The organism is Corynebacterium parakroppenstedtii (genome assembly GCF_019754935.1).
In the GTDB taxonomy this organism is placed as follows: Bacteria; Actinomycetota; Actinomycetes; order Mycobacteriales; family Mycobacteriaceae; genus Corynebacterium; species Corynebacterium parakroppenstedtii.
On the sequence record NZ_JAGSOA010000001.1, the window covers coordinates 1,389,079 to 1,402,012 of the forward strand.

The 12,934-nt window shown below is 55.5% G+C and carries 14 protein-coding genes; 4 read left to right on the top strand and 10 right to left on the bottom strand.

What is annotated here, in order from left to right; all coding sequences use genetic code 11:
• Nucleotides 1-157 precede the first annotated feature (157 nt).
• The 4 genes from KCQ76_RS05925 (at nucleotide 158) to KCQ76_RS05940 (ending at nucleotide 3,625) form a co-directional block, all read left to right on the top strand.
• Complete coding sequence (locus KCQ76_RS05925; RefSeq protein WP_046203496.1) at nucleotides 158-844, top strand: hypothetical protein; 687 nt, start codon at nucleotides 158-160, stop codon at nucleotides 842-844.
• Between the two features lie 29 nt (nucleotides 845-873).
• Nucleotides 874-1,800: a thioredoxin-disulfide reductase gene (gene trxB / locus KCQ76_RS05930; protein ID WP_041628958.1), complete on the top strand. Its 927-nt coding sequence runs from the start codon at nucleotides 874-876 to the stop codon at nucleotides 1,798-1,800.
• Between the two features lie 230 nt (nucleotides 1,801-2,030).
• Nucleotides 2,031-2,354 (top strand): thioredoxin, encoded by a 324-nt coding sequence (trxA, locus tag KCQ76_RS05935; RefSeq protein ID WP_046203497.1) that lies wholly within the window; start codon nucleotides 2,031-2,033, stop codon nucleotides 2,352-2,354.
• Nucleotides 2,355-2,446: 92 nt separating this feature from the next.
• A complete protein-coding gene (locus KCQ76_RS05940; RefSeq protein WP_046203498.1) occupies nucleotides 2,447-3,625 on the top strand; it encodes an N-acetylmuramoyl-L-alanine amidase in 1,179 nt (392 codons plus the stop codon).
• 428 nt (nucleotides 3,626-4,053) lie between these two features.
• On the opposite strand, the gene KCQ76_RS05945 is transcribed toward KCQ76_RS05940, so the two are convergent.
• From KCQ76_RS05945 to rpmH, 10 genes are all read right to left on the bottom strand, one after another.
• Entirely contained in the window at nucleotides 4,054-4,302 is a 249-nt protein-coding gene (locus tag KCQ76_RS05945) for a ribbon-helix-helix domain-containing protein (RefSeq protein ID WP_046203519.1), read from the bottom strand.
• A 150-nt stretch (nucleotides 4,303-4,452) separates the two neighbouring features.
• Nucleotides 4,453-5,178, bottom strand: coding sequence for a hypothetical protein (locus tag KCQ76_RS05950; protein WP_052722440.1), 726 nt, complete (start codon nucleotides 5,176-5,178; stop codon nucleotides 4,453-4,455).
• Between the two features lie 4 nt (nucleotides 5,179-5,182).
• Complete coding sequence (locus KCQ76_RS05955; protein WP_373369116.1) at nucleotides 5,183-6,598, bottom strand: ParB/RepB/Spo0J family partition protein; 1,416 nt, start codon at nucleotides 6,596-6,598, stop codon at nucleotides 5,183-5,185.
• A 326-nt stretch (nucleotides 6,599-6,924) separates the two neighbouring features.
• Complete coding sequence (locus KCQ76_RS05960) at nucleotides 6,925-7,869, bottom strand: ParA family protein (protein WP_046203499.1); 945 nt, start codon at nucleotides 7,867-7,869, stop codon at nucleotides 6,925-6,927.
• 135 nt (nucleotides 7,870-8,004) lie between these two features.
• The gene (gene rsmG / locus KCQ76_RS05965) at nucleotides 8,005-8,697 is read right to left on the bottom strand and encodes a 16S rRNA (guanine(527)-N(7))-methyltransferase RsmG (RefSeq protein WP_373369120.1); all 693 of its coding nucleotides are present in this window, start codon (nucleotides 8,695-8,697) and stop codon (nucleotides 8,005-8,007) included.
• A 150-nt stretch (nucleotides 8,698-8,847) separates the two neighbouring features.
• A complete protein-coding gene (locus KCQ76_RS05970) occupies nucleotides 8,848-9,345 on the bottom strand; it encodes a Jag family protein (protein ID WP_046203501.1) in 498 nt (165 codons plus the stop codon).
• Between the two features lie 258 nt (nucleotides 9,346-9,603).
• A complete protein-coding gene (gene yidC, locus KCQ76_RS05975; RefSeq protein WP_046203502.1) occupies nucleotides 9,604-10,578 on the bottom strand; it encodes a membrane protein insertase YidC in 975 nt (324 codons plus the stop codon).
• Nucleotides 10,579-10,668: 90 nt separating this feature from the next.
• Nucleotides 10,669-10,962, bottom strand: a complete 294-nt coding sequence (yidD, locus tag KCQ76_RS10835; RefSeq protein ID WP_231725461.1) for a membrane protein insertion efficiency factor YidD — start codon at nucleotides 10,960-10,962, stop codon at nucleotides 10,669-10,671.
• A 309-nt stretch (nucleotides 10,963-11,271) separates the two neighbouring features.
• Nucleotides 11,272-11,676, bottom strand: a complete 405-nt coding sequence (gene rnpA, locus KCQ76_RS05985) for a ribonuclease P protein component (RefSeq protein ID WP_046203504.1) — start codon at nucleotides 11,674-11,676, stop codon at nucleotides 11,272-11,274.
• 250 nt (nucleotides 11,677-11,926) lie between these two features.
• Nucleotides 11,927-12,070, bottom strand: coding sequence for a 50S ribosomal protein L34 (gene rpmH / locus KCQ76_RS05990; RefSeq protein WP_012732704.1), 144 nt, complete (start codon nucleotides 12,068-12,070; stop codon nucleotides 11,927-11,929).
• Nucleotides 12,071-12,934 lie beyond the last annotated feature (864 nt).

A 12,934-nucleotide genomic window follows, 5' to 3' on the forward strand; every position in this document is an offset into this window, starting at 1 on the left:
ATCCGCAACGCCGAGAGCTTTTGTACCTAGGGGTTGCCTTATAGCGCTGCCGTACGTCCCAGCCTCCCAAAACCCACGCTGACCTGCGAGGAACCTGCAGCCCGATTGCGCGTCTAATTCACTAACCGCCCACCTGTTGAAACCACTGGAGTGTGTCATGCCTACGTTTTCTCATGAGCCGGAGCCTTCGGCTTGGCCACCCCTTCCACCTACTGTCTCTGATCTTTCCGACGATGACCTGGACTTTTTGGTCTCCCATTTACTGTCTTCCGACGACGAGCTGGGCGAGGATTCTTCCAACATCGCTCCAGCGTCTGACGGATCGGGTGAGGTGATTCCTTTCCCCACTCGATACTCCTGGTGGCGAATGGCTGCAGTAGTGGCGCTGATCGTGGGTGGCGTGGGATCGTCGTTCTTCATTCCAGGCCTGTTCGGAAAAACATCCACGCCTAACTCGAATTCAGCCCACCCGGGCGCGAATCACTCGGACACCGCGGCGATTCCGCGCTCGCAACCACCCAGCACCAAGCGGTCGAACGTGGACTTGATCGCTATGACAAGCGAGCAACAAGCGGCGGCGAAGAAAGCTTTTACGGGGTCAACAGACCTCAGCAATCTTGATGTTCCCGTCGCGCAATGTTTGTCCACGATCAACATGGCTCATTCACCGGTACTCGGGGCCGCTCCCGTCGAAACTACCCAGCCAGCATCGCCCCGCACCGAATCTCAGCTGCTCATCCTTGGTGCGCCATTGCGCATTGTCGTCGTAGAGCACACGTGTTCTCACGGGGAATCGAGCGTCCTCTTCCGCTCGACCCTGAGTCACGGGGAGAGGACAGGTTAGGCTTTGACATGCCATGTAGCATTGCTCGCATGAGTGTTCACGATGTCATCATTGTCGGATCTGGCCCTGCCGGCTACACCGCAGCCATTTATGCTGCTCGGGCAAATCTCAAGCCCCTTGTGTTCGAAGGCATCGAATACGGTGGTCTACTCATGCAGACCACCGAGGTCGAAAATTATCCAGGCTTCCACGATGGAATTATGGGCCCATCACTCATGGAGGAGATGCGCCAGCAGGCCGAGCGCTTCGGTGCCGAACTCAAACAAGACATGGTCGAGAGCATGGATCTGACCGGCGACATCAAGATCGTCCGGTCCGAGGGGGAGGAATACCAAGCGCGGGCAGTCATTATCGCGACGGGTGCAGCCCCTCGCTACCTTGGCGTCAAGGGTGAACAAGAGCACCTGGGTCTTGGTGTGTCCGCCTGCGCCACCTGCGACGGCTTCTTCTTCAAAGACAAACCCATCGTTGTCGTCGGGGGAGGGGACTCCGCCATGGAGGAGGCAGACTTCCTCACCAAGTTTGGTTCCTCGGTCACCATCGTTCACCGACGTGGCGAATTCCGCGCCTCAAACATCATGGTTCAGCGCGCGAAGGACAATCCGAAGATTAATTTCGAGATGAACGCCGTCGTCACCGAAGTGTGCGGCGACGGTCCCGTCGACCACCTCATTCTCGAAGACACACAGACGGGTGAACAGCGCACGCTAACTGCGTCAGCTCTGTTTGTGGCTATCGGCCACGATCCTCGTTCTGAGATGGTTCGCGATGTAATCGACACGGACGATAAGGGATACATCCTGGTCCAGGAGCCCTCCACACGGACGTCGATTCCGGGCGTGTTCGCCGCCGGCGACGTCGTCGATAGCCACTACCAGCAGGCTATTACTGCTGCGGGATCGGGTTGTCGCGCTGCGCTCGATGTCGAACATTATCTCGTTGACCTGCGCGGATAAGATGACTGCGGACCCTCACCCCACCCTTAGGACCACGACATATGCGGGATAGTGAATAGAAAACCTGCATCCCGCGTTCTACGTCAATAGAGGGTCACATAGAGAACCCTCGCATCGACGCGTGGTGATAGCTCTCGCTTCTTGATGGGTCATCATGCGTCACGCAGCGTGTAGCTACACCAATATTTCCAGTCAGAATTAACTCCAGCCGGAAAGGATTTCACACTCCCATGACTTCCCCAGTAAACGTCACCACGGACTCGTTCCGTTCCACCGTCGTGGACTCCGACAAGCCTGTTCTCGTCGATTTCTGGGCAACCTGGTGTGGTCCATGTCGGAAAATGAATCCCGTCCTGGAAGAAATCGCCGACGAGTACGACGGCAAAGCTGTGATCGCCAAGGTGAATGTCGACGAGAATGCACCCTTGGCATCCATGTTCCAGGTCATGTCCATCCCTACGATGCTGCTGTTCAAGGATGGCAAGAAAGTTGAAGAAATCCATGGGGCACAGCCCAAATCTCACATCACGACCGCACTCGAGAAACTTCTTTAACTCTATTCACTAACACAACACTGTTCACTGATAGACTGACTCACGGACATTGTTCTAACGGCAGAAATTGGGTTAAAGGGGCTGAGACGATCGTGGAGGAAAACCTGCAAGTGGGGGATAAGAGCCCTCGCGTCGCGGAGGTTCGCACGATCCTCACGAAGGTTGGTCTTCTTAAGCACCCGGTGTCGGAGCACACCAGCACCGACCAGTGGGCTGATGGTGACGATGACTTCGACTATGAACTCCAATCGGCGTTGCGAGCATTTCAGCAGCAGCGAGGAGTTCTTGCCGACGGGGTCATCAACGACCACACCCTTCGCCTCTTGCGCGAGGCTACCTATTCGCTGGGGGCTCGCGTTCTGCTGTATGACCCATCATCGCCGATGCAGGGTGATGATGTTGCCCAGCTGCAATCTCACCTGCAGGAACTTGGTTTCTATTCCTCCCAGATTGATGGACAGTTTTCCCATGACACGTATAGCGCACTGAAAAATTATCAGCGTGATTATGGGCTTACTGTCGACGGTGTCTGTGGACCGGACACATTGAAGGCGCTGTCTTACCTGGGGCGGAGCATTACGGGTGGCTCGCGGGCTGCAATCCAGGAGCGTGAGACCGTCCGTGCTGCAGGTCCGCAGTTGTCGGGTAAGCGCATTGTGATTGATCCGGGGCTGGGGCTTTCCACGCCTGGTCATGTTGTGCGTGGCCCTTATGGTGAGCTGACCGAAGAAGAGATTTTGTGGGACATCGCGACGCGGCTAGAGGGTCGCATGGTCGCGACGGGTATCGAGACGATTATTTCGCGCCCGCGCCAGGCTAATTCGACTGATTCGGAGCGGGCCGACATTGCTAATGCTTTCGGTGCGGATCTAGTCATCAGCCTGCGATGTGATTGGTATCACAATGAGCGTGCGGAGGGCTGTGCGTCGTTTTATTTCGGCTCACCGCGCGGCCATTCGTCGATTACCGGCGAGTTATTGTCGGGCTATATTCAGCGAGAAATTGTAGCCCGGACGCCGCTACAGAATTGTCGTAACCATGCTCGTACGTGGGATGTATTGCGCCTCACGTCCATGCCGACGGTGGAAATCGTTTTGGGTTATCTTTCCAATCCACACGATACTGCTGTGCTAGTAGATCCGAACTACCGTGATGTCATCACAGAGGCCATGTTGATCGCGGTGAAGCGGTTGTACCTTGCTGATAATGATGATCAGCCGACGGGGACCTTTACATTTTCCGAACTACTCGAACTCGAATCACAGGGTTAACGACGCAGCGCTAACCTTTTAGCCACGGTGACGTAAATGGGCGGTGACACCCGTCTGTCATATGCCAGGTAATTTCTAGTTTGTCTTCAGTACCGTCAGGCAGGCCCTCGGCCAGCTCGATAGCCTCACGGACGTAAAAATCGAGTTGCCTGAAATTAGGAGCCCCCGTGGAGACCCCATCGAGGTTGGTTACGGTGGCTAGCCAGTTCTTCCCTCGCGGGTGATATTAGCGGTGTAGGTCATAGTAACCATCCTTTTCCGCGTGCTGGTTCCAACTGTTTTCAATACTTCGTAACGTTCCCACGGGTAGGTCAAATCTTTATGACATTGGTGAATGACTCGTTCCCCGTCATTCGCGACAACCACGACGGTTTCAAGGAAACGGGCGTGAGGATCGAACCCCCTGCTTAGTCGCCGAGAGCATTACCTCATGCATCGGGATTTGAATGGGTAATGGCGTACCGAATGGCCTCAGAGCGGTTCATTTCAAGTCGGTCGGCGAGCTGATCGAGTGCGGCTAACTCCGCAGCCGTCAGATGCACCGTTACGACGTGGGTGGGTCGGATGCCTTGGCCAGGGTAGCTGCGACCACGAGTTATGAGTCTATCGACGTTGTAACCGTCTTTCGCCTCGGCGACGTAAGTGGCTAATTGGTCATCAGTGAGACGGACAGGCATGCAGATATCGTAATACAAAAGCGGTGTCATTTAGTTTCGGTTTTTAGTACTTACCTTCAATCGTGGTCCTTATCTTTTGGGTATGGGGAGGTACGTGAAGCCGAAGCCTCAATGGGCGTCCAACTCCATCTACTCAACTCTGTGACTGTGCTAGTGGGCTCCCATGCCGACTTTGATCCGGAATCCCATGGTGACAGTCGCTTCCCACAGACTCTCTTCAACAGCCGCGAAAAGGTTTCCCGTGTCGGGGAGTTCCATGCGATATCGCGGGAAAGCCGGATCGTCGGCAGCGACCTCAAAACCCCGCTCTTCCAGCACGTCGGAACACAAGATCGGAGCATGTCGGGGAATAAGTGGACTGGTCGCCTTATCGGCTGGTGACGCGGTTGGGCGAACGGCAAAGCATTCCACGGCTCGTACTCCGCGGCGGGATAATTCGTCGACGGCAGCGTCGATAAGTCGGTGTTCTAAGAAGAGTCCCTGGTAGGGCGGTGGAACATGCACTGTAGAAATGAGCACTGCGTCATCGCTGACTGGCCCTGTTGGGAAAGCTAGGCGCCCGGGAAGGCTGGCCGGTGGTGCGAAGACCACGGTGGCAGCAGGGACCGCTAAGTCCGCGTTTGCTCCGGACGTCACGTACGCGGTGAAGGCGCAGGGCCCCCACGTGGTGAGGGTGTTGTGCATCCACAATTCTTTATCCAGCCGAGGGTTCCCGGAATCCACGTTTTTCGGTTGACCAGCTGGTCCTGAGGACTGCGACGCGGTGTCATCGTGATTTTGCGCGCCAGGCTGGGTTGTCCAAAAAGTGTTGGTCGCGGCTGTCCCGGCAAGGTCCCCCAGGGTGTCAAGGGTGAGCGGGTGTACAACTATTCGCATGGGTCTAGTGGCGTTCTTCCTCCGTACGAGAAGCATCGTGATGTCCACTAGGGGAGTGCGGGCCACTATCTACCCCATTGCTGGGTTCCTGGGCCTTTAGCATTGCGATAATGCGGTCGAAGTCCTCCATACCCGCGAACTCGACAACAATCTTGCCTTTCTTAGCCCCCATCTGCACTTTCACGTTGGTATCCAAGTAATCGCCGAACGTGTCTGCCCAGTGAGTCATTTTTTCGGGCTGTGGGCGGGGAGCACGTGGCTCCTTCTTCTTTGGTTCGTTTTCTCCTCGGTTGATAAGGGTGACAGCTTCTTCTGTCGCACGCACCGACAGGCCTTCCGCCACAATGCGTTCAGCGAGCTTGATTTGAGCATCAGGACCCTGCGTTACTCCCATGAGAGCGCGAGCATGCCCCGCGGACAACACTCCTGCAGCTACTCGACGTTGCACGGGTAGCGGAAGTTGGAGAAGACGAATGGTGTTTGAGATAACTGGCCGGGAACGACCGAGTCGAGTGGCTAACTCTGCCTGGGTGACGCCAAATTCCTCGAGTAGCTGCTGGTAGGCCGCACCTTCCTCCAAGGGGTTGAGCTGCACACGGTGGATATTTTCCAGAAGCGCATCCCTCAACATGGTGTCATCGTCGGCTTCGCGAACGATAGAGGGGATAGCTTCTAGATCTGCTAGTTGGGCGGCACGCAGGCGGCGTTCGCCCATGATGAGTTCAAATTTTCCAGGTTCCGACGCCTGACGCACGACGATGGGCTGGAGGAGACCGAACTCACGGATCGAATGGGCTAATTCACGCAGTGCTTCTTGGTCGAAGTCCTGGCGCGGATTTTTTTCGTTCCTGATGATCGCGTTGATCGGGAGCTCGCGATATGTTGCGGCCTCGTCGCTAATGAGCGGTTCCTGCGGTGTATTTTCACTCTGCTGTTCAGCTTGGGCGGCTGATGCTGAATCAGAAGCTCCCTGAGCCTTTGCCTTTTTAGCAGTCGACGATGCGGTCCGGTTCCTATCGCGTGCGGCTTCTTTTCTCTCCGCCGCTGCACGCTGTCCTAAACTCGACCGGTTTTTCGGCAGCCCTGCTTTCGTTCGTCCATGGTGGGTGTCTGCCGTAGCCGCGCCCTTATTATCGGCACTCTTACCGCTCTTCCCGCTACTACTTGTCTGAGCATTTGCATCCTCCGATGACGAAACGCTATCTGATTTCGTGTCGTCGGCTGAGCGGTCCACATTCTGACCACGACGCGGGCTTTTCGTCAGGGAGTACCAGGACGGTTCCGGAGCGCTGTTGCTACCTCGGTTCGCTCCAAAGATGACGTCGGCTGCGTCGTTGCCAATCTGTGGTTTTGCCGGTCCCGTGGGGATCAAGGAGGCGAGTCCTTTACCGAGGCCACTCTTGCGTTTGGCTTCTGCCATGACGTTCATCCTTATCGTTGTGGAGAATCTGCGCCGGGATCCGGGGGACCACCGAGTGCAGGTTCGTCGATCGATCGTCGATTATGAGGAAATTATTAAATAGTGAGGGTTACAGGCGTCTAGTGGCCCAATTACATTGTGCCCCGTAGCCTAGTCAGTTTTTCATCGTCGTAGGGAAACTCTGCGGAACGTGTACGGCCCGATCCGAGTGCAACCCGAATGTTTCACGTGAAACATTGTGGAACCACGCTCATCGATTCTTCCCGACGTGACACCCGCGAATTTCGGGCACCGAGTTCCAAACTCCGAATCTCCGGCGCCGAGTGTTACGCAGTATGACGGCCACGGCGGGGGTCCGCGTTTTGCAATGGGGACTCCGGCTCTCGACGGGCAAGCTCCTCGACAGCAGCCATATACGCCGCCGACCCAGGGGAGCCCGCATCGTGCTCGATCACGGTCTGCCCGTAGCTCGGCGCTTCAGACACGCGAACATTCCGGGGGATAACACGATCAAACACCAGCGACCCGAACGACTCGCGGACATCGTTCTCCACATCATGCGAGAGATTCGTTCGGCTGTCGTACATGGTCAGCAACACACCGGTGATATCGAGATTCGGGTTGAGAGCCTCACGAATCAGGCGGACGTTTTCGGTCAGCTGCGTCACGCCCTCAAGAGCGTAAAACTCGCACTGAATCGGAATGATAATTTCATTCGCGCCGGTCAGCCCGTTAATCGTCAGAAGGCCCAATGATGGGGGACAGTCAATGAAGATGTAATCAAACCCCATATCGTCGATACCCTCGTCACCGAGCATTTGCGCTACGCGATACTCACGGTTGTACCCGTTAGCCAGTTCCATTTCCGCACCGGCGAGATCAATGGTGGCCGGAATAGTGAACATATTGGGGTTCGACGGGTGAGCTTGAACGGCATCCTTCGGCTCAATTTCCCCAATAATGACTTCATAGGTGGATGGAGTACCTTCCGCCCGGTGCTCGGCACTGAGGGCTGTGGACGCATTTCCCTGTGGATCAAGGTCCACCACCAGCACTTTTTGACCCCGCAGCGACAGTGCCCACGCTAAATTAACAGTCGACGTGGTCTTCCCGACGCCACCTTTCTGGTTCGCCAACGCAATTTTCCGCGTATGGCGAGGTCGTGGAAGGGGCTTCATCGTCCCTGATTGAAACCGCGCGGCCCGTCGGGCTTGTTCTTCTATGCTGTTGTCGTCGTCATAGTCATACCCGTCCGACGAAACCCTGCCCATGTTCCCGTCCTTTGTGTCCGTGTTGTACAACTTCCGTGTGGCTGTCCGCCGTTTTCGTAACCTGGCTTATCCTAGCCGGATTCGCGGGAACAAACTAGCGTTCCTGGTCGAGCAATCGGCGGCTCATGCCGAGTATCAGCGACGTTCGCAACGCACGACGATGGTTGCCTCGGGCAAGACGCCTGCCCCCGCCTCGACGACTGAACATTTTCCGCCCCCGGCTGAGCTGATAGCCCTCTGGTCTCGCTCGATCTCTTCGTGAGCGCTTGCACCCTTCATCGCCAACACCAAGCCATGCTGCCTGGTCAATGGCAGCGACCATCCCATGAGTTTCCCCAGTGGCGCGACTGCTCTGCTCGTCACGTAGTCGGCCCCGCGATTCTGTCGCTTGATCGTCTTTTCTTCGGCACGGCCACGAACCACTGACACATTATCCAATTCAAGCTTGCCGACGATTTCCTTAAGGTAATTCACGCGTCGTAGCTGTGGCTCAATAAGCGTGATGTCTAAGTCTGGCCGCGCGATGGCGAGGGGAATGCCCGGAAGCCCGGCGCCGCTTCCGATGTCGACGACGCGCGAATCGCGGTGCATCAGTTCGCCAATCACAGCGCAGTTGAGAATGTGGCGTTCCCACAGACGTGGTGCTTCGCGAGGTCCGATGAGTCCGCGGACGGTCGCGTCGCTGCGTAACGACTCGTGGTAGGCAACGGCGAGAGAGAGGCGATCACCAAAAACAGTCGCCGCCTCCGGGGGAGTGGCCGGGGCTTCATTGGCGCGGGGATCGTTATCTACGCCCTGAGCGTTATCGGCATCCGGAACATCGCTCATACCCCGAGCGCGATCGTCGCCACCGTGCTCGATGGATGTTTCACGTGAAACATTGTGTCGGTCAGTCATTACCTGTTGTTACTACCTTGCTACTGGGTGCTTTGCTGTTCAGTACTCTGCTTCTGGATCGGATCTAATCGCTCACCGATGCTAGCGTACAGCGCCGTCAGATGTTTCACGTGAAACCACGACAGAGCGCATCGGCGGTAGCCCGGCACTCTCAGAGGTAAAGCCTTCCTCTTCCGCCACCCGGCTATGCACAGCAGCGCGCTCAAACGGATTCATCGGCCGGAGGACCACGGGCTCGCCCGTTTCACGCACTCGATCTAACGCTTCTTCTGCCTCGGCGAAAAGACCCTGACGCTGAGCATCGCGATAACCGTCGATATCGAGAACAACCCCCGGAACGTCCTTAAACCCTGAAGCGCGAACTGCCAATCGCGTCAACATCTGCAAAGCATCGATGCCCTCGCCATGCCGGCCAATAAGTTGCGCGCAATCGCCGCCCGGAAGTTCCACAAATGGTCGACCTTGAGTGACTCCATAGTCAATATCGCCATCGAGATCGGCGGCGTCTAAAAGCTCTTCGATGTAATCAGCAGCTGACTCTGCAGCACGGTCGGTATTGTTCACAGGGCCTTCGTTCATGCCTCAATTATGCGCGCCGAAAGGGGAGTGCGGTAGGGGTAAGGGCGTTTTCAACCCCCATAATCACGTGTCCGAGAGTTCACATGACACGCCGACGACGGCGTCGATAATTGAAGCACACCACTACGTGAAGCACGCTGCTACGTGAAGTAAGCCGCCGCATTAACCTCCCCACCACATGAAAAAAGGAGGGCCGGCAAGCCCTCCTTCACGCCTCACGGCACATAGCGTCCCTTCGCGCGACGCCCGGTGCGGTTGTTATTTCTTCTTCTTGCCGCCCTTTTTCTTATTATTCTTCGGCTTCTGGCCAACCTTCGGTGCAGTGGCCCGCTGAGCTTCGGCCTTTGCCTTCTTTTCCTCTTCTTCTTCGCGGTCCATCTTGTTGAAGAGTACAATTTGCTGGCCCAGGGTCCAGACGTTATTGGCCAGCATGTAGGTCAACAGTCCGATCTGCCAGAACATACCGGTGATCAGAATCATGGCCGGGAACAGCCACAGCATCATGTTGTTCATCATGTTGGCTTGCATAGCCATCTGCGGGTTCTGAGCATTCTTCTTCGGATCGGCCGCCTGGCGCGCCTTATTCCTCCGCACCATATTCCGGGCGTTGAAGTGTGTAGCCAACGCAGAAATAATCATCAGCGGGATGGCCACCACGAGAATGTTAGTCCGCGTGAAATCAACGCTTCCGCTCGCGGAGAACGCGTCGAACGCTTTTTCCGGCATCCGAATGTAGGCCGACAGGGGAGCACCGAACAGCCGAGCGTCGAGGAAGGACTGCACCTCGGTGGCACCAAACCCGTAGTTAGGAGTGTTGCGGGTCTGTTCGACGGTCATTCCTAGTTCGCCGTGGCCGGTACCCGTTCGGTTGAAGGACCGGAGTACGTGGTACAGCGAAATAAAGATCGGCATCTGAACCAGAGCCGGTAGACACGAAGCCAAGGGATTGACGCCCATCTCCTTTTGGAGCTTGCGCATCTCAATAGCTTGAGTCTGCTGGTCGTTCTTATATTTAGCCCGAATTTCCTGCATTTTCGGCTGCAGTTCCTGCATCTTCCGACCCGACCGCATTTGGTTCGCCATCGGCTTGAACAAGAAAATGCGGATGGTGAAGACCAGGAAGATAATGGACAACGCCCATGTCACGCCGGAATCCGGATTAAGGAATAATCCGAAGAATTTGTACCAGGCCAGCATGACCCAGGACACGGGGTAGTAGATGAAGTTAAGCACGGGGGTGCGTCGCTCCTAATCGTTTACGTTTTGGGACTGTGGGGCCGTGACTGTTCCGTGGACATCGCCATGATTGCACTCCATACCAAGTCACTGGCGGCTGTGTCGCCCACCAGCAGTATCGGTTGTGCCCTCACGATGGTTTCTGTCATCGTGCCCGTGCGCATCGTGTACACGTTCACGAGGTGTTCGTCGCGGGGGAACAGGATCCCACCCACCTGGATGCCATGGTCCACATTTCGACAATCGAACCGCGGCCATGAGCACACCTCGTACAACACCGTACCTGCGGATGGCCGTCAGAGCGTAATTGCTACACGTAGGCTCAAATCGACACGAGGGTCCAGGTTTTAGCGGGCTTATTCCATATTGGTAAAAGAGTATCGCTTTTTCAGCCCACGATTGCCGACGACGATGCTCACGGCTATCTTTATCCTGGTCTGTCGAGCCAATGTCACGCTGGTCTATCGAGCCCACGCCACGGTCGTTGTGGAGTGGAGGAGGAGAAGGATGACGGTCAGCTGAACTCGTCGAGGCACCACGAACGCGACTGCCCTGAGGTGGCAGTTCCGAATGTTTCACGTGAAACATCTGCATCCCGTGCCTGTCTACCATGTGAGGTTATTAACGTCGGCGGCATTGTTCATGATTGATCATGCTGGTGTGCGCGATCGTTCTCGAATTCCAGCCGTCTCAGCTTTCTGACTTCTTAGCTTTTGCCTTCTTAGCTTCCCGGCGTCGCGCTTTACCGTAAGCCTTATTAGTACAGTATGTCACTGCTTCGGCTAAAGCAGAGTGCGAAGCGTTTGCAGCGGCCGGACGAGCTCGAATAACTAAATCCACATTCCGCGGAAGATCGTCCACCAGATTTTTAGCGACGTGGCGCAGATGCCGTGCCACTGTGTGCCGAACAACCGAATTCCCCACACTTTTCGAGCACACGACACCAACGCGCGGACCATTGATGAGATCAGCCGTGGCAGGATCACTAGAGCGAATAACGACGTGAACCACGACCAGCTTGCTACCCGACGTGGCGCCTCGAATGGCCGCACGAAAATCCGACCTGTGACGCAACCGTTGCGATGCCGGGAACACGTGATTCACATCCTCTACTAGGCCAAGTGGGGATTTGCCCCAAAAGTGGATTCTGTCGCTACGAAATGGATAAGCCCATCCAAACGGATCGCCCTACACAGATGGCCTCATACATAGACGTACATAGACATGTATAGACAAAAGTGGAGCTTCCCCGGACGACATTTGCCGAGAACCGAGGAAACTCCACCACGTTCGCAAAACGACACCAGCCTTACAACCAGCTGGGGAAGTACGTAGAGCTACGCACTTACGCCGTCAGCGACTTACGTCCTTTACGACGACGTGCCGACACAATGGCACGACCGGCCCGCGTGCTCATGCGGCTACGGAAGCCGTGAACACGAGAACGACGGCGGTTGTTCGGCTGAAAAGTCCGCTTGCCTTTGGCCACGGTACTCAACTCCTCAATACACTCGGGCTCGCTACACCCGGCGATGCCGTAGCAGGTTGCACCAACCTTGTACCGACATCCCGAGAGCTTGCCATGTAACAGATTATTTCAACGGCAATACAGAAATCCGCTAGGACATCTCGATTACTACGCGGTACTTCCAGACCCGCTAGTACTTCCCATGCGACGAACACGGGTCGAGCAGCTTTTCGACGGCAACAGCATGGAGCCAAAGCCAGAATCGCTGTGTATTGCCATGCTCGTGAAAGATCGGACGCCACCGAAAAGCGCAGGCATCACGGATCTATTACGAATGACCTTATAAGACTACGGGTTTTACCACACGGGTCACAAATCAGCGATCGGTGTGTTCACTTTACCCCTAAATTGCACGGTTGTAATTCATCTATAAACTCCACAAAAACTCCACAGTGGTTAAAGACACATCAATGAGCCTGTGAATAAACCTGTCAGAATAGAAAGTCCAGGTCGCATCGCGTGTCCCTCCACATTCCACAGGGGGTGTGGATAAGTTGTCCACATCTGTGACCTCAACCTTTACTTGAGGTTAATTTCCCCAGGTCACGGCCAAATCTTCCCCAACACGATTAATCCACAGGTTCAAGACACCCTGGGGATAAACTCAAGCCCTGTTTATCCCCAGGTTGTGGATAACATTGTGGAAAACGCTTCTGACGTCTGTATTATGTTATTCACAGCTTATTCACAAGTAAGCGAATCTCTGGGGAGAACGTAAATTACAAATGTGGAATTATGCTCTGCCCAATTTAGTAACAAAATCTGACCATCAACCCACACTAGAGACCGCCACAATGTCATTTTTCATGAGCGATACCCCGCATT

What these genes read in the sequence shown, in the direction of transcription:
- KCQ76_RS05970 (WP_046203501.1), bottom strand. Translation starts at nt 9,345, where the DNA reads ATGAACGAAGGCCCTGTGAACAATACCGACCGTGCTGCAGAGTCAGCT.
- KCQ76_RS05945 (WP_046203519.1), bottom strand. Translation starts at nt 4,302, where the DNA reads ATGCCTGTCCGTCTCACTGATGACCAATTAGCCACTTACGTCGCCGAG.
- trxB (WP_041628958.1), top strand. Translation starts at nt 874, where the DNA reads ATGAGTGTTCACGATGTCATCATTGTCGGATCTGGCCCTGCCGGCTAC.
- KCQ76_RS05925 (WP_046203496.1), top strand. Translation starts at nt 158, where the DNA reads ATGCCTACGTTTTCTCATGAGCCGGAGCCTTCGGCTTGGCCACCCCTT.
- KCQ76_RS05950 (WP_052722440.1), bottom strand. Translation starts at nt 5,178, where the DNA reads ATGCGAATAGTTGTACACCCGCTCACCCTTGACACCCTGGGGGACCTT.
- KCQ76_RS05955 (WP_373369116.1), bottom strand. Translation starts at nt 6,598, where the DNA reads ATGGCAGAAGCCAAACGCAAGAGTGGCCTCGGTAAAGGACTCGCCTCC.
- KCQ76_RS05960 (WP_046203499.1), bottom strand. Translation starts at nt 7,869, where the DNA reads ATGGGCAGGGTTTCGTCGGACGGGTATGACTATGACGACGACAACAGC.
- rsmG (WP_373369120.1), bottom strand. Translation starts at nt 8,697, where the DNA reads ATGAGCGATGTTCCGGATGCCGATAACGCTCAGGGCGTAGATAACGAT.
- trxA (WP_046203497.1), top strand. Translation starts at nt 2,031, where the DNA reads ATGACTTCCCCAGTAAACGTCACCACGGACTCGTTCCGTTCCACCGTC.